The organism is Ignavibacterium sp. (assembly GCA_032027145.1).
In the GTDB taxonomy this organism is placed as follows: Bacteria; Bacteroidota; Ignavibacteria; order Ignavibacteriales; family Ignavibacteriaceae; genus IGN3.
Map to the genome: position 1 here is coordinate 2,491,825 of JAVSMP010000001.1, position 23,566 is coordinate 2,515,390.

At 32.6% G+C, this 23,566-nt stretch carries 18 protein-coding genes and 1 riboswitch; of the genes, 11 read left to right on the forward strand and 7 right to left on the reverse strand.

Features of this window, described 5'->3' with window-relative positions:
• Positions 1-11: 11 nt before the first annotated feature.
• The 8 genes from ROY99_10500 (at position 12) to ROY99_10535 (ending at position 12,526) form a co-directional block, all read left to right on the forward strand.
• Complete coding sequence (locus ROY99_10500; protein MDT3696808.1) at positions 12-1,499, forward strand: Do family serine endopeptidase; 1,488 nt, start codon at positions 12-14, stop codon at positions 1,497-1,499.
• 79 nt (positions 1,500-1,578) lie between these two features.
• A complete protein-coding gene (gene aroC / locus ROY99_10505) occupies positions 1,579-2,790 on the forward strand; it encodes a chorismate synthase (protein MDT3696809.1) in 1,212 nt (403 codons plus the stop codon).
• Between the two features lie 2 nt (positions 2,791-2,792).
• Positions 2,793-3,443, forward strand: coding sequence for an MBL fold metallo-hydrolase (locus ROY99_10510; protein ID MDT3696810.1), 651 nt, complete (start codon positions 2,793-2,795; stop codon positions 3,441-3,443).
• Positions 3,444-3,459: 16 nt separating this feature from the next.
• Positions 3,460-5,004, forward strand: a complete 1,545-nt coding sequence (locus tag ROY99_10515) for an acyl-CoA carboxylase subunit beta (GenBank protein ID MDT3696811.1) — start codon at positions 3,460-3,462, stop codon at positions 5,002-5,004.
• Positions 5,005-5,114: 110 nt separating this feature from the next.
• On the forward strand, positions 5,115-7,754 hold the full coding sequence (locus ROY99_10520; protein ID MDT3696812.1) for a LysM peptidoglycan-binding domain-containing protein: 2,640 nt from the start codon (positions 5,115-5,117) through the stop codon (positions 7,752-7,754).
• 16 nt (positions 7,755-7,770) lie between these two features.
• Positions 7,771-7,876: riboswitch (TPP riboswitch) on the forward strand.
• Between the two features lie 49 nt (positions 7,877-7,925).
• Positions 7,926-10,394 carry a TonB-dependent receptor gene (locus tag ROY99_10525; GenBank protein ID MDT3696813.1) on the forward strand — a complete coding sequence of 823 codons (2,469 nt, stop codon included), beginning with the start codon at positions 7,926-7,928 and terminating at the stop codon, positions 10,392-10,394.
• An 85-nt stretch (positions 10,395-10,479) separates the two neighbouring features.
• Positions 10,480-11,142, forward strand: a complete 663-nt coding sequence (locus tag ROY99_10530; GenBank protein ID MDT3696814.1) for a thiamine diphosphokinase — start codon at positions 10,480-10,482, stop codon at positions 11,140-11,142.
• Entirely contained in the window at positions 11,120-12,526 is a 1,407-nt protein-coding gene (locus tag ROY99_10535; protein ID MDT3696815.1) for a sodium:solute symporter family protein, read from the forward strand. The genes ROY99_10530 and ROY99_10535 overlap by 23 nt, the downstream gene beginning before the upstream one ends.
• Here ROY99_10535 and ROY99_10540 read toward each other — a convergent pair.
• The 6 genes from ROY99_10540 to ROY99_10565 are packed head-to-tail and all read right to left on the reverse strand — an operon-like array spanning position 12,482 to position 16,931.
• On the reverse strand, positions 12,482-13,408 hold the full coding sequence (locus ROY99_10540; GenBank protein MDT3696816.1) for a TerC/Alx family metal homeostasis membrane protein: 927 nt from the start codon (positions 13,406-13,408) through the stop codon (positions 12,482-12,484). The genes ROY99_10535 and ROY99_10540 overlap by 45 nt on opposite strands.
• 15 nt (positions 13,409-13,423) lie before the next feature.
• On the reverse strand, positions 13,424-13,969 hold the full coding sequence (locus ROY99_10545; protein ID MDT3696817.1) for an arginine decarboxylase, pyruvoyl-dependent: 546 nt from the start codon (positions 13,967-13,969) through the stop codon (positions 13,424-13,426).
• Between the two features lie 23 nt (positions 13,970-13,992).
• Positions 13,993-15,213 (reverse strand): tyrosine--tRNA ligase, encoded by a 1,221-nt coding sequence (gene tyrS / locus ROY99_10550; GenBank protein ID MDT3696818.1) that lies wholly within the window; start codon positions 15,211-15,213, stop codon positions 13,993-13,995.
• 24 nt (positions 15,214-15,237) lie between these two features.
• Positions 15,238-15,705 carry an SsrA-binding protein SmpB gene (gene smpB, locus ROY99_10555; protein ID MDT3696819.1) on the reverse strand — a complete coding sequence of 156 codons (468 nt, stop codon included), beginning with the start codon at positions 15,703-15,705 and terminating at the stop codon, positions 15,238-15,240.
• Between the two features lie 59 nt (positions 15,706-15,764).
• On the reverse strand, positions 15,765-16,241 hold the full coding sequence (locus ROY99_10560) for a hypothetical protein (GenBank protein MDT3696820.1): 477 nt from the start codon (positions 16,239-16,241) through the stop codon (positions 15,765-15,767).
• 12 nt (positions 16,242-16,253) lie between these two features.
• Positions 16,254-16,931, reverse strand: coding sequence for a hypothetical protein (locus ROY99_10565; protein ID MDT3696821.1), 678 nt, complete (start codon positions 16,929-16,931; stop codon positions 16,254-16,256).
• A 198-nt stretch (positions 16,932-17,129) separates the two neighbouring features.
• Between ROY99_10565 and ROY99_10570 the strand changes: the two genes are divergently transcribed.
• The 3 genes from ROY99_10570 to ROY99_10580 all read left to right on the forward strand — a co-directional run bounded on the left by ROY99_10570 (position 17,130) and on the right by ROY99_10580 (position 21,528).
• Entirely contained in the window at positions 17,130-18,965 is a 1,836-nt protein-coding gene (locus tag ROY99_10570; protein ID MDT3696822.1) for an alpha-amylase family glycosyl hydrolase, read from the forward strand.
• Positions 18,966-18,988: 23 nt separating this feature from the next.
• The gene (locus ROY99_10575; protein MDT3696823.1) at positions 18,989-20,494 is read left to right on the forward strand and encodes an MFS transporter; all 1,506 of its coding nucleotides are present in this window, start codon (positions 18,989-18,991) and stop codon (positions 20,492-20,494) included.
• 191 nt (positions 20,495-20,685) lie between these two features.
• Positions 20,686-21,528: an EamA family transporter gene (locus ROY99_10580; protein MDT3696824.1), complete on the forward strand. Its 843-nt coding sequence runs from the start codon at positions 20,686-20,688 to the stop codon at positions 21,526-21,528.
• Between the two features lie 380 nt (positions 21,529-21,908).
• On the opposite strand, the gene ROY99_10585 is transcribed toward ROY99_10580, so the two are convergent.
• Positions 21,909-23,411 (reverse strand): MFS transporter, encoded by a 1,503-nt coding sequence (locus ROY99_10585; protein MDT3696825.1) that lies wholly within the window; start codon positions 23,409-23,411, stop codon positions 21,909-21,911.
• Positions 23,412-23,566: the final 155 nt, after the last annotated feature.

Below are 23,566 nucleotides of genomic sequence, written 5' to 3' on the forward strand. Positions count from 1 at the left end.
GGAGAATAAAAATGAAAACTAAAGGTGTTTTAGGTGCGGCTGCCCTTGTAGTAGTAGGAATTTTATTTGGAGCTTTACTCGTTTCAGGTTTTGGTTTAGTAAGACCAGGATGGGCAGATATTAATTTAGGTGCAAATCATCCTCCGGTTAATCTTGATGCAGATGCTACTTCTTTTTCAAAAGCATTCATTGAAGTTGCTGAAAAAGTTACTCCGGCAATCGTACAGATTAACGTAGTGGCTGAGAGGGAAAACCCGCATAAAGATTTTTTCTTTTTTCCGTTCGATGATCAAATACCTAAAGAGCAGCAGGGATCGGGGAGCGGAATAATAATTTCTGATGATGGTTATATATTAACAAATAATCATGTTGTTGATAATGCAACAAAAGTAAGTGTCGGATTAGCAGATAAAAGAACATTTAGTGCAAAGGTTGTTGGTACTGATCCATTAACTGATTTAGCTGTTATAAAAATTGATGCTGATAATTTAACATCAGCATATCTTGGTGATTCCGATAATCTAAAAGTAGGACAGTGGGTAATGGCAATTGGTAATCCTCTTTCACTCTCCTCTACTGTAACTGCTGGTATTGTTAGTGCAATTGGAAGAGGGCAATTGGGATTGATTAATGATAGTTATGGTATTGAGGATTTTATTCAAACAGATGCGGTGATAAATCCAGGAAACAGCGGCGGTGCCTTAGTTGATCTTTCAGGTGCAGTTGTTGGTATTAACTCTGCAATTGCTACCCGTGGTACCGGTACTTATATTGGATATGGATTTGCAATACCAATCAATCTGGTTAAGACAGTTGCTAAAGAAATTATTGCCTATGGAAAAGTAAATCGTGGATATATCGGCATAAATATTGGAGAAGTTAATGATGCTCTGGCAAAGTCAGTTGGTCTTGATAAACCGAAAGGAATAATTATTCAAGGTATTGTTGAAGGTGGTGCTGCGTCTGAAACTGATCTTAAGTCAGGAGATATAATTCTGTCAGTTGATGGGCGTGAGTTAAATAAGCCAAATGAATTACAAGGATATATTGCTTCCAAAACTGCCGGCACTTCAGTTAATCTTAAAATTTTCAGAGACGGAAAGGAACTTGATAGAAAAGTAACACTAAAAGCACGTGATGAAGATGCTAAAAATAAACCGGTTGTGATGAAAGGTGAGAATAATTCAAAAAGTGAAACTAAATCAAATACTGTCAGTTTTGAAAGTATTGGAATGACTGTTAAAAATCTTAGCGAAAAGGATAAAGAAAACTATAACATTAACTCAGGTATAATTATTACTAAAGTTGAAAACTTTAGTAAAGCAGCAGAACAAAAACTTGGAAGCGGTTTAGTTATTGTTGAAGCTGATAAGAAAAAGATTAATGATGTTGCTGCATTTGAAAAAATAGTTGACAGTAAAAAAGGTAAAGCAGTGTTATTAAAAGTTCAGGATAAAGATGGTAACTCAAAATTTATCGGTCTGGAAATACCTGAATAAAAAACGATAAATAATTTCTGTGAACGTCCCGATTATTCGGGACGTTTTTTTTATATTTGCTGCAAATATTGGAAAGTAAATGATAAGATTTCTGACAGCAGGAGAATCGCACGGAAAAGCATTAACTACTATAGTTGACGGCTTTCCTTCTAACTTAAAAATATCAAAAGAATATATTAATCTTCAGCTTAAGCGAAGACAATCAGGCTATGGTCGTGGATTAAGGATGAAAATCGAATCCGACAATGTGGAAATTATTTCCGGGCTTAGATTTGGGAAGACACTTGGTTCACCGGTTTCGATGTTAATCAGAAATAATGATTGGGAAAACTGGCAAACTATTATGTCAGTTGAGCCGGTTGATGATAAAATTCAGAAAGTGACTATTCCACGCCCTGGTCATGCTGATCTGGTTGGCATTTCAAAATATAATTTTGATGATATACGAAACTCGATTGAAAGATCCTCTGCAAGAGAAACTGCTGCTCGTGTTGCGGCTGGCTGCTTTGCAAGAAAATTACTTGAAGAATTCGGGATAACCATCGGAAGTTTTGTTGAAAGTATCGGCGGGGTTTATCCTGAAAAACCATTCACAGAAAAATTATTTCAAAACAGATTGCAAAAAAACTTTACTGCAAAAACTATATCAGATAAAGCTGATAAAAGTGTAGTTCGCGTTTTAGAGAATACACAGGAAGAAAAAATTATCAATAAAATAAAAAATGCTAAAAAAAAGGGAGATACTTTAGGCGGTACTTTTGTAACTGTTGCAACCGGAGTTCCTGTTGGTCTTGGAAGTTTTATGAATCATGATACAAAACTTGATGCTGAGATTGCTTATTCAATAATGTCTGTAAATGCTGTTAAAGCTGTTGAAGTAGGTGAAGGTTTTTTATTAGCTGATAAATATGGCTCAAATTCGCATGACGAGATTATTTTAGATAAAGAATTATTTTCACGAAATACAAATCGTGCTGGTGGTATTGAAGGAGGAATTTCCACAGGTCTTCCAATAATTGTTAGAGCAGCAATGAAACCTATTGCAACTTTGATGTCTCCTATTGAAAGTGTAAATCTCTCTAATATGAAGAAAGTTGACGCAAGAAGAGAACGCAGTGATTTTGTTGCTGTACCTGCTTGTGCTGTAATTGCTGAGTCAATGATTGCATGGGTTATTGCTAAATATTTTATTCAGAAGTTTGGCGGAGATTCCCTGGAAGAAATCAGGGATAATTACAATTCCTACAATAAGAAGCTCTTTTCGAGAATAAAAAATAATTTTAAAAGATAAATATGATTCAGATAAAGATATTTACATTCAATTTATTTTCTGAAAATACAATTGTTATTTGGGATGATAAATTATTAGAAAGCGCTGTTGTTGATCCGGGCTGCAGTAATCCTGTAGAAGAAAATATACTGGCAGATTTTATTGATGGGAAAAATCTTAAAGTAAAATATCTTATCAATACACATTGTCATATAGATCATATCTTCGGATGTGAGTTTATTAAGAAAAGATATAATCCTAAATATTTAGCACCTGAATTGGATTTGCCTTTAATTGAAAACGCTTCTATGCAGGCTGGTATGCTTGGAATTGATTTTTCAATAAATATCAGACCCGATGATTTTCTATCAGAAGATAAAAAACTTAGTATAGGTGGATTTGAGATAGAGTTTTTATTCACTCCAGGACATACTGCCGGCGAGTTTTGCATTTATATTCCTGATATAAAATCTTGTATAACAGGTGATGTTCTTTTTAGTGAAAGTATTGGAAGAACAGATCTTTGGGGTGGTAATTACGATACTTTAATACAAAGCATTCAGGATAAACTACTGACTCTTCCGGATGAAACAATTATCTTTCCTGGTCATGGTCAATCCAGTACAATTGGAAAAGAAAGAATATTTAATCCATTTCTAAATCACACTGTTTAATTATTACAGGGTTGTTATGAAAAACAAACTTTACGAGTTATCTCAAAAAAAAGAGGATGCTAAACTTGGCGGTGGTGAACAAAAAATTAAAAGTCAGCATGATAAGGGGAAACTAACTGCTCGTGAAAGGATAGAACTCTTAGTTGATGAAGGCAGTTTTGAAGAAATCGGGATGTTTGTAAAACACCGGACAAAAGATTTTGGATTGGATAAACAAAATTATCCTGGTGATGGCGTTGTTACCGGATTTGCTAAAATTAGTGGAAGACCGGTTGCTTTGTTTTCACAAGACTTTACTGTTTTCGGCGGTTCACTGTCTGAAACACACGCTGAAAAAATTGTGAAAATTATGAAGCTTGCTATGAAAGCCGGCATTCCTATTATTGGATTAAATGATTCCGGTGGTGCAAGAATACAGGAAGGTGTAAATAGCTTAGGAGGATATGCTGATATTTTTCTTCTTAACACATTAGCTTCAGGTGTAGTGCCGCAAATATCTGTTATTCTTGGTCCTTGCGCTGGCGGAGCTGTTTATTCACCGGCAATTACTGATTTTATTTTTATGACCAGAAAAACCAGTCATATGTTTGTAACCGGTCCAAATGTTGTTAAAACTGTTACACACGAAGATGTTACCTTTGAAGAACTTGGAGGGGCTGATACTCACAGTCAAAAAAGTGGTGTTGCTCATTTTGTTTATGATAATGAAATAGAAACATTGTTAAATGTTAGAAAACTTTTAAGTTTTATTCCTTCAAACTTTAAGGAAAAACCAATTCAGGTTGAATTTAATTTCGGTTTATCTGCTGAGAATGATAAACTAAAGCACATATTACCAGATAATCCAAATAAACCCTATGATATGAAAGAAGTAATTCTCAATATTGTTGATGAAGAAAGTTTTTTTGAAGTTCATAAAAATTATGCTGAAAACATAATATGCGGTTTCGCCAGATTAGGAGGAATGAGTGTCGGAATTGTCGCAAATCAGCCGCAAGTTTTGGCGGGAGTTTTGGATATTAATGCATCGGTAAAAAGTGCAAGGTTTGTCAGATTTTGTGATGCGTTTAACATTCCTTTGCTTGTTTTAGTTGATGTTCCTGGGTTTTTACCTGGCACAGAACAGGAATGGAATGGAATAATAAGACATGGAGCCAAATTGTTATTTGCTTTTAGCGAAGCCACTGTACCAAAAGTTACTTTAATTATAAGAAAAGCCTATGGCGGAGCTTATGATGTAATGAATTCAAAACACATCAGAGGCGATTACAATTTTGCATGGCCTACTGCTGAAATTGCAGTGATGGGTCCAAAAGGAGCCGTTGAGATAATTTTCAAGAAGGAGATTGAATCATCAGCAAATCCTGAACAAGAACTTGAACTTAAACTGAACGAATACATCGAAAAGTTTGCTAATCCATATATCGCGGCTGAAAGAGGTTTTTTGGATGATATTATAGATCCTGAAGAAACAAAGAAGATACTAATAAATGCTTTTGATCTATTAAGAAATAAGGTAGATAATAATCCTAGAAAAAAACATAATAATATTCCACTTTGATTTTATAAGCCATTGTTATTATTGATGTTATCTGATTTGGTTAAAATATTACTTGTAAAAAGAATAATGAAAACTTATATTAACAACCATAATTTTATTTCGGAGTGCTGATGAATAAATACATACTAATTCCAATAGCGATGTTAACAATGCTTTTACTTGCAGCTTGTTCATCCACATCAGAAATTACAAATCATTATCATTCAGATACAATTGAAAATACAAAAAGAGTTGGTATAGTTTCCGAAATGTTAGAGGAAGCAAGACAATATTACGTTCTTGCATTAAAAAAGCAGGAATTAAACAGCACTAAGGAAACAGTTGAAAATTATGAAGCTGCTTTAAGGATAATTAATAATCTTAGCTACTATCCGGGCATAGATGATAACGCTGCCTATGTTGAGTTAGAAAACTCAATTATTGACGACTATAAAAGTTTTATTGATGGATTAAGTGAACTGCCGGAATCAATTTCATTTGCTGCTTATGAAGAATGGATGAAAACATCGGTACCTGAGCTTGTTCTGACAAATAATGAATTTGAAAAAACAGAGCGGATAGTTATTCCATCTGATATTCCATTGGAATTAAATTCATACGTTGAGCAATGGCTGAGTTATTTTACAGGAAAAGGCAGTACAGCAATGAGAAGATGGCTTGAGCGCTCAGGCAGATATTTTCCGATGATGACCAAAGTTTTCGAAGAAGTCGGTACACCGAAACAATTGGTTTATTTAAGTATGATGGAAAGCGGCTTAAATCCAACTGCAAGATCTTGGGCTAGTGCTGTTGGTTTATGGCAGTTCATCAAATCCACTGGTAAGCTATATGGGCTTGAAACCGGTTTTTATTATGATGAAAGAAGGGATCCAGTTAAATCTACTTATGCTGCTGCCAGACATCTTAAAGATCTTTATACAAATCTGGGTGATTGGTACCTTGCACTTGCCGCGTATAATTGCGGTGAAGGAAGAGTTACGCGTGCATTGAGAAAATCAAAAGGTAATACTTTTTGGTCAGTCAGACCTCATTTACCAAAAGAAACAAGAAACTATGTCCCGATTTATATTGCAGTAAGTATGATTGCAATGGAACCAGAAAAATACGGTTTTACTGATATCAATTATCAAAAACCTTTTGAGTATGATGTCTATACTGTTGATGGTGCAATTGATTTGCAATTCCTTTCAGCATGTGCCAATACTGAATTACAATTGCTTCAGGAAATGAATCCTGAATTAACTCAGCTTTCAACCCCATCAAATTTTCAGGGCGGATATCCATTGAAAATACCAAAGGGATCATTGAACAGCTTTGTATTAAAGATGCAGAATATTCCTGAGTCTGCAAGAAGAACCTATTTGGTTCATACAGTTAAAAAGGGAGAGACTGTTACTAAGATCGCAAACAGATATGGTATATCTAAATTAGATCTTGCAGATGCAAATAATATTACCGTCAAATCTAAGTTATATTCCGGAGTCAAATTAAAAATTCCGGTTCTAACCAGTCTTAATGTAAATGATTTTTCTGATAACACCGATACACAGATCGCACAAGATATAAATTCACAAAATCAAAATGAAGATTATATCTCGCCTTATGCAAATCTTAATGGTAATAATACATTAGCCTTAAATGAAACTCAGGAAATTGATGAGGAGGATGAAGTAATATCGAATGGTCAAACAACAGCAAACGAAAACATTGATAACATCGAAACTTTAATTGAGGAATCTACTGCTTCAATGATTCCGGAAGGTTTTGTTGCAGTAACTTATAAAGTAAAAAATGATGATAGTTTATTAGGTATTGCTGATTTGTTTAATTCAAGAGTAAGTGATATTAGAAACTGGAATAATATTCCATACACAACTACAATTAAAATTGGTCAAACATTAAATATCTACGTTCCTGAAACAATGAAAGATTATTATGCTTCTCTTGATAAATCTACAGAAATTGAAAAGAATAAAAATATTGTTTCGAAAAATTCAAATAAAAATTCCGGAATCCTTTACCATAAAATAAAAAGAGGTGAAACTTTAGGTTTAATTGCTGCTAAATATGGTGTAAGTGTAAATCAATTAAGAGATTGGAATAATATTTCCGGGAATAAAATTGTTGCTGGAAAGAATTTGAGAGTTTATTCCGAAGGAAATTTCAATTATACCTCTAATAATGAAAAGACAAATACTGTTACTAAGAATAACATTTTTAAATACAAAGTTAAAAGAGGTGATAACCTCGGTAAAATTGCAGAAGAATTTGGAGTATCAATCAACCAGATTAAAAAATGGAATGGTCTGTCAGATAATAAAGTAATTGCCGGCAGCACTTTAAAAATTTACAGCGGAACTTCAAGCTCAACATACGGTGATAATACAACCAAGAATACATCAAATGTAAACTATTATAAAGTTAGAACTGGTGATTCTATCGGACAGATTGCTGATAAATATGGTGTAAAGATTTCAGATATTCAAAACTGGAATAATATATCAGGCAATAAAATTTTAGCTGGCAGTACTCTTAAAATTTATTCTGATGCAAACATTAATGATATTCCAACTGAAACAAAGACAACTGTTAAGAATTCAAAAACCAATAATCAGGTTTACACTGTTAAAAAAGGTGAATCGTTATTCTCAATTGCACAACGCTATAATACTTCAGTTGCAAAGATAAAATCACTAAACAACTTAAAATCAAATAATATTCAAGCAGGACAAAAACTTTTAGTTAACTAAAAACAATATTTATTTACTGAGCCGTTAGGGGTGTTATCCCGCCTACCCGTGGGATATCTGAGATAATACCCTAAAAACCTGATCTGGATAATGCCAGCGTAGGAAAACGGGTGAAAGAATGATTTTTTAAGTAGCCGTTTTTCCAGAACGGCTATTTTTTTTGGAGTAATTATGAAAAAAATAATCATTCTTTTTTTATTCTTTTGTTTTGAGATATTTCCGCAAATCAAATCTGTAAAAGGAATCGTCTTTGATTCTGATTCCAAAGTACCTCTGCAAGCAGCTAATATTCTGATAAAAGGAACAAGTGTTGGAACAATTACTGATGGAAACGGTTTGTTTTCTCTTGATTTTAATTTTACTGATACAAGTATTATCATAATCAGTTTTGTTGGCTATAAAACTAAAGAAGTTTTGATAGCAAAAAATAATACGGAAGAAATTCAAATCCCGCTTGAAAGTAAAATCTTATCTTCACAAACTATTCTTATTGAAGCAAGTGTTGGAAAAAAGGGTGTTACTCCAATTTCTTTTGACAAAATCCTAAGAGAAAAAATTAGCAGAGATTATGTCGTTCAGGATGTGCCCGGTTATTTGTCACAACTTCCATCAACAACATTCTATTCAGAAAACGGAAATGGAATAGGTTACAATTATTTAAGTATTCGTGGATTTGATCAGAGAAGAATTTCAGTTTCAATTAACGGTATTCCACAAAACGATCCTGAAGATCACAATGTGTATTGGCTGGATTTTCCTGATCTGCTAGCAAGCACAGAATTGCTTCAGGTTCAGAGAGGTTCAGGCTCAGGAGTTATCGGCTTTCCATCTGTAGGCGGTTCAATAAACATAATTACATCGCCCTTTTCTGATAGAACAAGGTTTGATTTGCTTGTCTCAGCAGGTTCATATAATACAAAAAAATATAGTGCTTCATTTGCAAGCGGATTAATAGATAATCGTTATTCGGTTTATGCAAAGCTTTCTCAGATATTTAGTTCAGGTTATAGAAATTTATCCTGGTCAAAGCTAAATGCATATCATCTGTCATTTGTAAGATATGATGATAACTTTACAACTCAGCTAAATCTTTACGGCGGTCCGATATCTGATGGATTAGCTTACACCGGCATTGCTAAGTTTGCTGTAAAAGATCCTGTAGAAAGAAAAGCTAATTATTCTTATTGGGAAGCAGCTGAAAACAAATACAGCTATGTGTTAAACAGAAGACCTGAAGAAATTGAAAACTTCTCCCAGCCGCATTTTGAATTGTTGAATGAATTTTATCTTAAAGATAATCTTAAGTTTAATTCTGCTTTGTTTTATGTTTATGGCTCGGGCTTTTTTGATTATGATGGTTCGTGGTCTGTTTATTATGATGATTATTTCAGACTTAAATCTAATGGATTTGATTCGACTCAAATTCCTGTTAATGCTTTGATTCGTGCGCAGGTTGAAAACAAACAATTTGGCTGGATTCCTAAAGTAAGTCTTAATCATCTCAATGGTCAGTTGATTATCGGAGGTGAATTCAGATTTCATCAATCAGAACATTGGGGCAGTATAAATTATGCTGAAAATATTCCCGAAGGAGTTAATAAAGACTATAAATACTATTATTACAATGGTGCGAAAAATATATTTTCCGGCTTTATTCACGAACTCTATAATCTGAATGATAATATAAATTTACTTGGCGAGATACAGGTTACATATCACAAATATCATTTATTTAATGAAAGATATCTCGGAAATGAATTTACAATTGATAATTTATTTGTTAATCCAAGAGTAGGATTTAATTATAAGTTTTCAAAAACAATCAGTTCATTTATATCATTTGCCAGAGTTACGAGAGAACCAAGGTTGAAGAATTATTACGACGCAGCAGAATCAAGCGGTGGAGAGCAGCCGCAATTTGCACTAAATGCAAACGGCACTTATAATTTTGCGGAGCCAAATGTTCAACCGGAAACCATGAATGATATCGAGATAGGATTATCTTTTCAATCAGAAGATTTATCACTTAATGTTAATTTCTATTATATGATTTTTGAAAACGAAATTGTTAAAAGCGGAAAACTTGATAGATTCGGGCAGCCGGTTACAGGCAATGTTGATCAAACAACACATGCAGGAACAGAAATTAGTTTTATTTACAAACCAGTCAGAGCATTAGAGTTTTTTGGTAATACTACTTTTAGCTCGAATAAAATTAATAATGGAAAATATTTTATTAGTGATTTGGATTGGATTGATCTTAGTGGTAATAAAATAGGTGGTTTTCCGGAAATGCTGGCAAATGCCGGGATACAATTTCATTCGAACAATTTATATGTTAAACTAAGTGCTAAATATGTCAGCAGTTTTTACTCAGATAATTTTGATTCTCAAATAATTAAGTATCTGTCCAAATTTCCGGGATTTATTGATTATAACGACAATGTTAATGATTCATATTTTACAGCAGATTTTTATTGCAGCTATGATTTTAATTTTTTTGGCGGTATAAACAGTTCAAAATTATTTTTACAGGTAAATAATATCTTTAATAATTTATATTCTGCTTATGCTATTGGTAAAGAGTTTTTTCCTGCCGCTGACAGAAACTTTATTGCAGGTATTCAATTAGGATTATAAAACAATTTCGGATTCTGATAAATAGCTATCGCTTTATTTATTAGAAGTCAACTTACTATAAACTATATACTATTTAAAATAAATTATGAAGCGTTGTTTAATTTTAGCAAATGGCAAATCTCCGGCAAAAAAAACTATAGAATATTTTCACAAAAAAGGTTTCACTACAATTATATGTGCTGACGGCGGGGCAAACTCTGCACGAAAATTAAATTTAATACCTGATTTTATTATAGGTGACTTAGATTCTATAACTGATTCAAATCTGAAATATTATTCCAAGAGAGTTAAAGTAATAAGATATAATAGACAAGACGATACTGATGTTGATAAGAGCATAAAGTTCGCAATTAAAAATAAATTCTCTCAGGTTGTCTTATCAGGTGTTACAGGTGACAGATTAGACCACACAATTTGCAATTTAGGAATAGTTATCAAGTATCTTTCACGTATCAATATTTATACTGCTGCAGAAAAATCTTTTCTTATTCCTGTTAATAATACAATCAGATTCCCTTCAATTCCTGGTGAAATTATTTCTATCTATGCATTTGATAAAAAAACAAAAGTCACTTCAGCAGGGCTGAAGTATAAATTAAATAACAGTTCACTGGCTTTTGGTGTTAATGAAAGCACTTCAAATGTTAGTGTAGATAGTAATGTAACAATCGAAGTTAAAAATGGTGTTGCTTTTGTTATAAGAGAATTACAAAGCCTGATAAAGTATGATCTCTTTCAGTTTGTTTGATATAACAATTATCGTCCTGTTCTTTTCAGCATTATTGATAATAGGATTTTTATCTTCACGTAAAGTAAAATCAGATGCAGAAAGCTTTTTACTTTCAGGCAGAAATATGGGATTGTTTTTATTTGTTCTTGTTAATGTATCTACATGGTATGGTGGGATAATCGGAGTTGGGGAGTTTACTTATCGTTACGGATTAGTAAGCTGGTTTACACAAGGTTTGCCTTATTATTTTTTCGCTTTTTTATTCGCACTGTTTTTCGCAAAAAAAATTCGTGAAGCAGCATTATTTACAATTCCAGAAAAACTTGAACAGGTTTATGGAAAAAATACTGCACTTCTTTCTGCAGTTGTTGTTTTCATACTTGTTTCGCCAGCACCTTATTTACTGATGAGTGCAAATTTAATATCGCTTGTGTTTGATACCGGTAATTTATTATCACTTATTATCGCTACAATACTTTCTGCTTCATATCTGATTAAAGGCGGATTCAAATCGAATATTTTTACCGATGCGTTTCAGTTTTTTATAATGTTTACCGGATTTATTATAATAGTTTTAGTTGCAGTATTAAACTTTGGTAGTATCGATTACCTCAAATCAAATTTGCCTCAATCACACCTTTCTTTAACCGGTGACGCTTCGATTACATTTTTAATTGTCTGGTTTCTTATTGCTTTATGGACTTTTGCTGATCCCGGCTTTCATCAACGATCTTATTCAGCCAAGACTGGTAATGTTGCTAAATACGGAATTTTAATTTCTATAATATTTTGGGCTGTATTTGATTTTCTTACCACTTCAACCGGTTTATATGCAAAGGCGATAATTCCAAATCTGGAAAATCCAATGATGGCGTATCCATTATTAGCTGAAAAAATTCTTGCTCCGGGATTAAAGGGAATATTTTATGCTGCTATGTTTGCTACAATAATTTCTACTCTAAACAGTTTTATGTTTTTAAGTGCTACAACTATTGGTAATGATTTTATTTATCGAATCAGCAACCGAAAAAGAATTGATAAAATTAAATTCTATACCATAATTGGTATAATTGTTACTTCAGTTCTGTCAGTAATCATTGCTTATGCTGTCCCATCTGTTGTGCAAATCTGGTATATCATTGGGTCTTTGTTTATTCCCGGAATTATTTTACCTGTAATAAGTGCCTATTATCCCAGAATTATTATTTCAAATAAAATTATTCTGCTTGAGATAATACTTGCTATTTTATCTGGAACGGTTTGGTTGATAATCCGGAATTATTTACATGGGTTTATATATGAAATTGAGCCAATGCTGGTAGGGGTTTCAGTTGCTTTATTAATTCATTTGATAGGTTTAATTAGAAAATCTTTTTCGTTTAATAAGAGAAAGCAAAATTGACCCGCCAAGCACAACTACAATTATGAAAAGTGATATCTCAGTTGGGATTTTATAAAAATCAGTAACTAACATTTTGATACCAACATAAAACAACACAACGGATACTCCATATTTAAGATAAACGAAAAGATCAATAAGACCAGCCAAAGCAAAATACAGCGCTCTTAAACCAAGTATAGCAAAAATATTTGAAGATATAATTATAAAAGTGTCCTTTGTTATTGCAATGATTGCAGGAATTGAATCAACTGCAAATACTATATCTGATGATTCAATTAAAAGCAGAGCAAGAAAAGTTGTTGTAACGTAAATCTTGTGATTATCTTTTATAAATAACTTTTTGCCCTTATAAGTTGTGTTCAGCTTAAAATATTTTCGTGCTATTTTTAACAGCCAGTTATTTTCAACATCTATTTTTTGATTGCCGCCAAAAGCCATCTTATAAGCAGCAAGCAATAAGATTACAGCAAACACATAAATAACCGGTTCAAAAAGATTTATTAAAGTTACACCAGCTAAAATAAAGATAACTCGGAAAACTACTGCGCTGATAATACCCCATTTTAACACATGCGGTTGATTTTCCGGTTTTACATCCATTATACTGAAGATCATCAGGAATACAAAAAGATTATCAACCGAAAGCGATTTTTCGATTATATAACCTGTCAAAAATTCAATCGCTTTTTGATGACCATCTTCCATGTAAATAAAAATAAATAGATTGAAAAGAAGAGCGGTTAATATCCAAACACCGCTCCAAATAAGACTTGCTTTTAAAGTTATTTTTCCGCGTCTATGATCTGTTACATATAAATCAATAAACAGAAGCAATGCAACTATGACAGAAAAAAAATACCAATAAGAAGATTCAGCTATCAAGGCAGGGTAATCTTTCTATGGAAGAAAAACTGCTATTGCTAGTACGGTAGTCCACAAACCGTTTTTATCTCCTTCAGCAGACTGTGTAACATTAAATGAACGGACAATCTTGCCGGACATTTTGTAAATGTTTTCTCTTTCACTCCAATCCTTTTCAGAATCAAATTCAACGCCCAAAGTAGTAGCAAGCATTGTAGCAGCAAGATCTTCTGCATACTCTCCGCATACTTTTTCAGTCTGACCAAATGGATGATGTTCTGAAAGATATCCGTAGGCATTATTATCTGCAGGAATTGCTACACCTAACGAAGCTGCAATTAATCTATTTGGCTCATTAGTAGAGTTTCTTGCCATAACACAATGTGTAATCTGACCGGGTGTAATAAGTTTTACTCCTTCATCTACAGAGATGCGTTTGCATCCAACAGGAAAGATACTGCTTACAGTTACAAGGTTACAGATTTCTATTTTTGCATTTCTTAGTGCAAGTTCAAAAGAGCTTAAGTACTCTTTGTGTCTTCCAACACCTTTGGTAAAAAAAACTTTTGTTGGTAGATACAATTTTCTTCCCTTTCTATTCTAAGTTAATTGAATTTAATGAATTTCCGTTTTCCAACTTTTAAAATCATTCCTGATTTTACATAAATGATCTGATGCAGATCGCTGATTTTATCACCATCTATTGAAACACCGCCTTGTTGAACTAATCTTCGTGCCTCACCTTTTGAAGGCGCAAAGTTTACTAAAACAATCAGATCTAAAATATTAATTTCTTTGTTATTCCCAATACTGAATTCTTCTATTTCATCAGGTAAGCCTTTGTTTATAAAAATATTATCAAACTCTTTTTGAGCAGACTCAGCAGCTTCCTGATTATGATACATTTTAACGATGGTTCTTGCTAGTTCACGCTTTAAATCCCTTGGATTAATACTTTTATCTTTTAGCTGAGTTTTTAATTCTTCAAGCTTATTACTTGATACATCTGTTGCTAATTCAAAATATGTGTAAATAAGATTATCTGGAATTGATAAAGTCCTTCCGAAAATTTGTGATGGCTCATCAGTAATACCGATATAATTATCAAGCGATTTGCTCATCTTTTCCACACCATCAGTTCCAACAAGTAAAGGCATTGTAAGAATAATCTGAGGCTCTAATCCAAATTCTCTTTGAATATCACGCCCAACTAATAGATTAAATTTCTGATCAGTTCCGCCAAGCTCTACATCACTTTCAATTGCAACTGAATCCATCGCTTGAGCAAGCGGATATAAAAATTCATGAATACTAATTGGCTCGCCGGATTTAAATCTTTTAGTAAAATCATCTCGTTCAATCATCCTTGCAACAGTATATTTTGAAGAAAGTTTAATTACATCTTCAAATGACATTTTACTGAGCCATTCAGAGTTGTAAACGATTTTGGTTTTTGCCTTATTCAGAATTTTAGAAGCTTGCTCAAAATAACTTTCTCCGTTTATTCTGGTTTGCTCCAGTGAAAGGGCAGGGCGGGTTGCATTTCTTCCTGATGGATCGCCGATCATTCCTGTAAAATCACCAACAATTAATATTGCCTGATGTCCAAGTTCCTGAAATTGAGCAAGTTTTCTAATCACTACTGAATGACCAATATGAAGATCAGGTCTGCTTGGATCGCATCCAAGCTTTACATTTAATGGTTTATTAGTCTTTAATGATTTCTCTAGTTTTTTTACAAGTTCTTCTTCAGGAATTATCTCAACAGTTCCCCGTTTGATGACATCCATTTGTTCATTTAATGACGGAAATTTAACTATGCTCATCTTTAATTTTTAATTCTTCTTCAATTAGTATTTAATTTTTCTTTCCTGTTCTCTCTGAAAATCCTTTTTGGCTATATCGTGTCGTTTATCATATACTTTCTTGCCTTTAGCCAAAGCTAATTCAACTTTAACTCTGCCGCTTTTGAAATATAATCTTAATGGAATTAAAGTTAGCCCTTTTTCTTTCGTTTTACCGATTAGCTTTCTTATTTCAGATCTGTTCATCAATAATTTTCTATCACGGGTTGGTATGTGATTATTGATGTTGCCTTGTTTATACTCGCTAATGTGTAAACTTAAAAGCCAGATTTCATTATTCTTAATCAGAGCATAACTATCAACAAGGTTTGCTTTACCTTCTCGAAGAGATTTTACCTCTGTACCCGCAAGAACAATCCCAGCTTCAAATGTCTGCAAAATTGCATATTCGTGTCTGGCTTTCCTGTTAACTGCAATATTTTTCTCTTCTTCTTGTTGTTTCATTTTCTTCAAAACGAAAAGCAAAAATCAAACTAAATGTATTAAAATGCAAGGAATCCTGATTAAAGTTTTTATTTACTGATACTCAGATTGTTATTGCTGTTTTGTTTCGCTCTGAATTTGAGCCAATTAAATACCACAATAAAAATAATGAATGGACTAAAAAGATTAATTATAAGTATGTTTATAAATACAAAACCATAAATAAATAGAAATGAAAAAAGGATGAACGCAGTGTTTAAATAGAACGTTAAAAGAAAAGATTTTATCCTAAGTTCCTGCAGTATTTCAGTTTCATCTTTTTCTTTAGAAAAGCAAATAAAAAACAGCCCGGTTATTAAAAACAAGGCTGTCAATTCCTCTGATACATGATTTGATATTATACTTAAATAATTAGTTTCAAAATACTTGGAGTAAACTGCAAATACTTTGACATCAAAAATCTTTAGTTTTATATCAAAGTAAAAACGAATAACACCAAGAACAATTCCAATAAAAGCAAGAATAAATCCTGCTAATCTAAACTTCCTTGGCAGAAGAATATTCATCGTGATCAGAATTTAGTTTGTATAATTAGCATAGATATAAGAACTGGCTTTTGAACCATCTTCCATCTCGATTTCAAACCATACTAAACCAAATTTGTGATTAACTCTGTAAACTTTCTTTTTAATACCCGGAATCTTAGGGTCTTCTTCAACTTTTATAGTTTTGATAGAATAAAAGCCATAAGGGAAATCATCCTGATTTGTTCTTTCCGTTACAGTTCTTACTATTTCTGTTCCATCATCTTTCTTCATAGGATAAGTATCACCAACAACTGCATCATACTTTGCTATTGTATGGTATTTCCCAGTTTTATTGAAAAGTCCATAATCCTGTATTCCTTCTGAGGTACTTTTAAAAGTAACACTTGCGTCTATTTTTCCACTTTGATCCTTATAAACATCAGGAATTGCAGCATTGATTGATGAAAGTGCCGGCGATTTTGTTAAATCCGCTTTAACTTTTAAAGTTATTATACCATTATTATTACTTACTATGTAAACTGAATCCCAAATATTGGTATTTGTATTACCCACTTTTACTGAAGCCCCAAACGAATTTCCAACTGTATTTATACCAATATTGGTTTCACCATTTATAATGTTTGGATCTTTTGAATCTTCTTCTTTATCGCAGGCAAAAAAAAGAATTGACAGGACAAGTATTAAAGAAATGAAAGATTTGTTTTTCACGATTTTTCTCCCTTGATTTTGTTTATTACTAGAACTTCACTCTTTTTAAAAAATATTAAAAAGAACATTATAAAATTACGCTTTATATATAAACTGAACAAACCAATAAATCCGAAGAAAACTGTAAAAATCCTGATAACATATACTGTAATCAAAACAAATATTAACTAATTTTGTTTCAGTAAAAATCGGAATTAAATGAGTAAAAAGTTATTTATCTGGAATTTGATTTTTTCAATCTCAGTTGTTGCGCAGCATTTTAACATTGAAAGAATTGAACCGCCAAACTGGTGGACAGGATTGAAACATGATACAGTTCAGATAATGGTTTATGGTAATAATATTTCAGAAGTTGAAATCTATCCGCAGCACGGTCCTGTTGAAATTGTAAAGGTTCATAAAGCAGATAACTCAAATTACATTTTTCTTGACGTGTTTATTCCTGAAAATTTAAAACCCAACTATAACTTTGAAATTGGATTCAGCTTAGGTGAACAAGATACTGTAATTAAATATCCAATCCAGCATAGAGAAAATAGTAAAGACAGATATAATGGCTTTAATCAAAATGATGTTGTATATCTGATAATGGCAGATAGATTTTGTGATGGTAATCCTGCAAATAACAAGATAGATGACAGCTTGGAACAATTTACTTCAAATGATTTGGACGGAAGAAAGGGCGGAGATATTGAAGGGATAATTTCCAAATTGGATTATCTGAAAACCCTTGGCGTTACTGCAATCTGGATAACTCCCATGCTCGAAAACAATATGTGGATGAGTTATCACGGTTATGCAGCGACTGATCTTTATAAAATTGATTCAAGGTTTGGAAGTAATAAACTATACAAGGAACTTGTTAGTAAAGCACACCAAAAAGGTTTAAAAATCATTGTTGATCACGTTTCAAATCATATCGGAATAAATCATTGGTGGATGAAAGATCTTCCATTTAAAGATTGGATTAACGGAACTGTAGAAAATCATCTCCCTGCAAATCATAATAAAATGACTTTTCCCGATCTTTATAGTCCGGATGAAGCTGTAAACAAAACCTGGAATGGATGGTTTGAAGATTATATGCCGGATTTGAACCAGTCCAATTCTTTCTTAAAAAAATATCTTATTCAAAACACAATCTGGTGGATAGAATACGCAGGCATAGATGGGATCCGGGAGGATACATATCCATATTGCAATCAGTATGCGATGAGTGATTGGACAAAAGAAATTTTAATGGAGTATCCGACTTTAAATATTGTTGGAGAAATCTGGACAGGTGAACCTGCTTTCCTTGCAGCTTATCAACAGAAGAATAAATTTGGTATTAAACCGGATTCACATTTACCGTGTATTACAGATTTTGCTTTATCTGATGCTCTGAGAGATTATCTGAGCGGCAAAAAAAATCTTGAGGGAGTGTTTAACACTATCGCTAAAGATTATTTATATCACGATGCAAGCAGTTTGTTAACATTTATTGATAACCACGATATAGCAAGAGGTTTATTTGTTGCAAACAATGATGTTGATAAATACAAAACTGCATTAACGATATTGCTAACAACACGAGGAATACCAAAAATATTATATGGATCAGAAATTGGAATAATTGGTGATAACAGACATGGTACAATAAGATCAAGTTTCCCAGGTGGATTTGAAGATGATAAACAAAATGCTTTTACTGAAAGCGGAAGAAATAATTATCAAAACGATATTTTTTACTTTACAAAGAATTTAATTGAAATCAGAAAAAGTTACAGATCACTTTCAGAAGGCAGACTGATTCATTTTTATCCGTTCAATAACGTATATGTTTATTTCAGAATATCAGAAAATGAAAAAACTATGATTGTTATTAATGGAAATGATGCGGATACAGAAGTTGATTTGCAGAATTATAAAGAAACACTTGGCTTAACTAAAAAGATTAAAAACATTAAAACAAATGAAGAGCTTGAGATTACAGAGAAAAGAAAAATAAATATTAAAAGAAAAACTGCAGAAATATTTTTGCTCGAAATGTAGAAAAAAATCCAAGGTAAAAATTTATGTTAGAAATTCAGAAAAAACTTACAAACACTTTTTATGCAATACTTGCATTACCGGCTACAGCAGTTGGATTTGCACTTTCAACACAGATTGCGGCTTTAAGCTGGATATTAAATAAAAAATTCGGTTTAAACATTCATGAAGTTGCCTTTGTTTGGCTTGCTGGTCCGCTCGCAGGAATATTTGGACAAGTTATTGTTGGAATGATAAGCGATAACGTTTGGTTTATGAAAGGAAGACGCAGACCCTTTATAATTATAGGGGGGATTATTGGTGCATTAATGTTTTTAGCTTTACCACAAATTGGTGTTATCTCTGAAGCAACTGGAATTACTAATATAATTTTAATTGCTTCTGTAATAGCTTTGATGCTGGATTTGTCTATCAACGTTACATTCAATCCAGCCAGATCTATTATTGCAGACCTTACGCCAGAAGGGAAGAAGAGAACTGCAGGTTATGTGTGGATGCAGGTTATATCAGGTACTTTTGGTGTATTGGCATATTTTCTTTCTATGGTATTTGGTAATGAAACTCTCTTATTAATTGCCGCAGTATTTGTATTGGTTTGTTCTGTCTTTCCAATCTTGTTGATTGAAGAACCAAAAGAATTAGAAGGTCTTAAAGAATCAAAAGAAGATGCTCATACTGTGATGGATATTTTTAAATCAATTTTTCCCCTTTATGGATTTTTAGTTTTTGGTGTGTTCAGTTTGATTTTTCATTTCTATCAAATTGAATTAAGAACAATTCACAATCCGCTTTTGATTTTAGCATTGATCTATACAGTCATAATCGGAATATATATTATATACAAAAGTAAAACAGATAAATCTGATAACATTGAGTTTCAAAAAATAATGCTTGCCCACACTTTTACCTGGATAGCATTTCAAAGTATGTTTGTGATGACGGGCTTTTTTATTGACAAGCAGATCATTCCAAATCTTGATCTTACAAATGTGTTTGCTAATAAATTTGCCGAATTCTTAACCGGTGTTGAACAAACAAAAGATACAACAACCGGTAATATTATTTCTTTGGGTTTTTTAATCCTCAATGCTGTTGGTGCAGTATTTCCAATGGCATTATCTGCAATAGCAAAAAAGATAGGAAGAGTAAGAACATATACAGCAGCTTTAGTCTTTAGTGCAGTCGGATATTTTTATATCGCATTTTTTGGAAGACAGGAACTTAATTTTTATTCTGGAATGTTTTTAACCGGCATAGGTTGGTCGGCAGTAATCTCTATAGTATTTTCAATTGTTACTGAAAGAATAAATCAGAATAAAATGGGATTGTTTATGGGAATATTTAATCTTGCCGTTGTTTTACCGCAAATGATGAGTCAGGGAGTAGCAAATATTATTTCAGAAACACAAAATTATCAATTGCTTTATATTCTTTGTGGGGTCTTTGTTTGTTTTTCAGTTGTCTTCTGGTTGTTCATTAAAGAACCAAGGTCAACTGCTGATCTCGTATCACATCAAAAAGGTGGACATTGATTTTAGAAAATGTGGTGATTGATCTCCTGATCAATCCAAATTATAAACAATAATAAAAATAATTAATTGGAATGGACAGGAGTCCATTCCCTACGATGAAATGAATTGTGTTGTAATTTATGTTCATTATCAGTCAAAATTAAAAAATTTATAGGAACGAACAGGAGTTCGTTCCCTACGATGGATTTAAAATGATATATTTAATTTTAACAATTATCTGCTCATCAAGTTTAGCTCTTATCCTTAAATACGGAAGCGTAAGAAAAACAAATACAATGCTATTAATAAATGGTAATTATCTTACTGCTTCTGTTTTTGCTTTAGGTATTATAATATTTAAAGGCGGATTTAATTTTTCATTAAATACTGCATTGTTTGCAGCAATCTTAGGGGTAATATTTGCAGAAACTTTTGTGATATATTCAAAAGCGATCAGTTTTGCAGGAACAGCACTTGCTACTGTTAGTGCGAGATTATCTATAATCATTCCGGTTATTTTTTCAATCGTATTGTTTGATGAAAAACCAAATCAAAATATGATTGCAGGATTTATTCTGGTTCTGTTGACACTCTTTCTGTTTTATTTATCACTTAAAAATCACGATAGTGTTGCAAACTCCGTAAAAAAATATTTTTATCTTTTCTTGTTGTTAATTGGAATTGGTGTTGTTGATTTTTCAATGAAAATATTTGAAAGGACTTTTGATATTGCTGAGAAAGAAACATTTGTCTTCCTGATCTTTTTCTTTGCATTCCTTTATACTTTAACAAGAATATTATCAGCGAAAGTAAAATTTGATAAACAAACCTATACGATTGGTTTAGTTCTTGGTCTTCCAAATGTTTTAACAATACATTTTCTATTAGCCGCATTATTAACTTTACCAGCTATTATTGTTTTTCCTGTTCAAAACATTGGCGTAATACTGCTGACAGCAATCGGAGCATATATTTTCTGGAAAGAAAAAATTAACCTGTTTGGCAAAATTGCTTTAATAGTTGGTATTGCCGCGATAATATTGTTGAAGTTGTGAAGAGTAGAAGAAGAGTTACTTTTTCAAATAAACGAAAGAGCAAAGACAAGGAAGCATAGCAGTTCACCGTCATTTTGATGATGCTGATTTGCCTTCATTTATTAATATAAGATTTCTCAGAGAAGAACAAATATCATTATGAAAATTCTTCGAGATATTAATACTAAAGATCTTATTTGTAATTTAAATAAGATCCGCTATCATCAATCGATACAAGTAGGAAGTAATATTGCCTATCTATAAAGATAAAAGAAAGAAAATCAATTTTACATTACTATTCCAAAATATAATCTTATCAAGATTGAAACTCTCAATAATATTTTAAAGGAGATTATTAATCAATTATCAATTACAAAAGATGAACTGATTCAGAAATTATTCTAATCAACATCATCGACAAACAATGTAAAGATTCCGGCAAATATCATTGAGACGCCGCCAAGTAAAAGTGCATAAATTGCTTCACCATTAAAAATTGATCTGACGAAAAATCCCAGTATCGCCGCTGCAGTTATTTGCGGAATTACAATAAAAAAATTAAAGATCCCCATGTAAACTCCCATCTTTTCAGCAGGAAGTGAGCCGGCAAGAATGGCATAAGGCATTGCAAGTATTGATGCCCAGGCTAATCCGATTCCAAGTTCTGAAATTAAGAGTAGGTTTGGATCTTTAATTACATAAAAAGAAGCAAATGAAATTCCTCCGATAATTAACGATATCATATGCACAGTTTTACGATTTGTAAATTTTGCGATCCACATAATTGCAAAAGCCATAATGGCGGCAAAGCCATTATATACTGCCATTAACACACCAACCCAATCTGCTCCCTGATTATATAATTCCGAAGCAGGATCAGTTGCACCATAAATATGATGAGTTACTGCCGGCGTTGTGTAAATCCACATTGCAAATAAAGCGAACCAAGTAAAAAACTGAACTACAGCAAGCTGTTTCATTGTTTTAGGCATTTTGTAAAGATCATTTAGAATAGAAACTAAGCCAGATGAAGTTTTATTTTGATTAGTGATAACCCCCGCAATCAATTGCAGTAAACCAAAAATTACAGAACCCATAAATAGAACATAAAGTCCGTAATCATTTTCTTTAAGAATAAAATATAGAATTGCTGAACCTATTAGTCCGGTTATAATCCAAATCAATCCGTATTTATTAAATGCTGATGCAGAGATTGGTTTATCGGAAACAGGTTTTCTTATATCTGATTTATTTTCATGCTCACTGAAATTTTTTAATTCTTCGGGTGAATATTCTTTAGTTGAGAAAACAGTGTAAAGGACTGCGAGTAAAAAAACAGCACCGCCGATATAGAATGAGAATTTTACAGAATCCGGAATTTCACCGGAAGCAGCAGTGTTAGAAATACCGAACCAATTTGTCATCATATATGGCAATGCAGATGCAACAATTGCTCCGATACCGATAAAAAAACTCTGCATAGAAAAACCAACTGTTCGCTGTTCAGAAGGCAGCATATCGCCTACAAATGCTCTGAATGGTTCCATAGAAATATTTATTGAAGCATCCATAATCCACAGCATTCCGGCAGCAACCCATAACACAGGTGAGTTAGGCATAATAACAATAGCAGCCGATGCAAGTAGTGCGCCTGCTAAAAAGAAAGGTCTTCGTCTTCCAAGTTTATTCCAGGTTTTATCGCTTATATGACCAATAATCGGCTGAACTATTAATCCGGTTACAGGTGCGGCAATCCATAAAACCGGGATTGCATCTATATTAGCTCCAAGCGTTTCAAAGATTCTGCTGACGTTTGCATTCTGCAGAGCAAAACCAAACTGGATTCCAAGAAACCCAAAAGACATATTCCAGATTTGCCAGAAAGATAGACGCGGTTTATTCATTATTATTCCTTAGAATGATTAATTTATCAACAATGAAAAATAAAGAATGAATTTTAATTTAGATAACAGGTTTCAGGAAAAACAAATATTCAAAATCATTCATATCTTTTAAGTGCAACTGCAACTTTATTTTATTTTATATATTTTGCACCTAA

What these genes read in the sequence shown, in the direction of transcription:
- ROY99_10500 (MDT3696808.1), top strand. Translation starts at nt 12, where the DNA reads ATGAAAACTAAAGGTGTTTTAGGTGCGGCTGCCCTTGTAGTAGTAGGA.
- aroC (MDT3696809.1), top strand. Translation starts at nt 1,579, where the DNA reads ATGATAAGATTTCTGACAGCAGGAGAATCGCACGGAAAAGCATTAACT.
- ROY99_10510 (MDT3696810.1), top strand. Translation starts at nt 2,793, where the DNA reads ATGATTCAGATAAAGATATTTACATTCAATTTATTTTCTGAAAATACA.
- ROY99_10515 (MDT3696811.1), top strand. Translation starts at nt 3,460, where the DNA reads ATGAAAAACAAACTTTACGAGTTATCTCAAAAAAAAGAGGATGCTAAA.
- ROY99_10520 (MDT3696812.1), top strand. Translation starts at nt 5,115, where the DNA reads ATGAATAAATACATACTAATTCCAATAGCGATGTTAACAATGCTTTTA.
- ROY99_10525 (MDT3696813.1), top strand. Translation starts at nt 7,926, where the DNA reads ATGAAAAAAATAATCATTCTTTTTTTATTCTTTTGTTTTGAGATATTT.
- ROY99_10530 (MDT3696814.1), top strand. Translation starts at nt 10,480, where the DNA reads ATGAAGCGTTGTTTAATTTTAGCAAATGGCAAATCTCCGGCAAAAAAA.
- ROY99_10535 (MDT3696815.1), top strand. Translation starts at nt 11,120, where the DNA reads ATGATCTCTTTCAGTTTGTTTGATATAACAATTATCGTCCTGTTCTTT.
- tyrS (MDT3696818.1), bottom strand. Translation starts at nt 15,213, where the DNA reads ATGAGCATAGTTAAATTTCCGTCATTAAATGAACAAATGGATGTCATC.
- ROY99_10560 (MDT3696820.1), bottom strand. Translation starts at nt 16,241, where the DNA reads ATGAATATTCTTCTGCCAAGGAAGTTTAGATTAGCAGGATTTATTCTT.
- ROY99_10570 (MDT3696822.1), top strand. Translation starts at nt 17,130, where the DNA reads ATGAGTAAAAAGTTATTTATCTGGAATTTGATTTTTTCAATCTCAGTT.
- ROY99_10575 (MDT3696823.1), top strand. Translation starts at nt 18,989, where the DNA reads ATGTTAGAAATTCAGAAAAAACTTACAAACACTTTTTATGCAATACTT.
- ROY99_10580 (MDT3696824.1), top strand. Translation starts at nt 20,686, where the DNA reads ATGATATATTTAATTTTAACAATTATCTGCTCATCAAGTTTAGCTCTT.
- ROY99_10585 (MDT3696825.1), bottom strand. Translation starts at nt 23,411, where the DNA reads ATGAATAAACCGCGTCTATCTTTCTGGCAAATCTGGAATATGTCTTTT.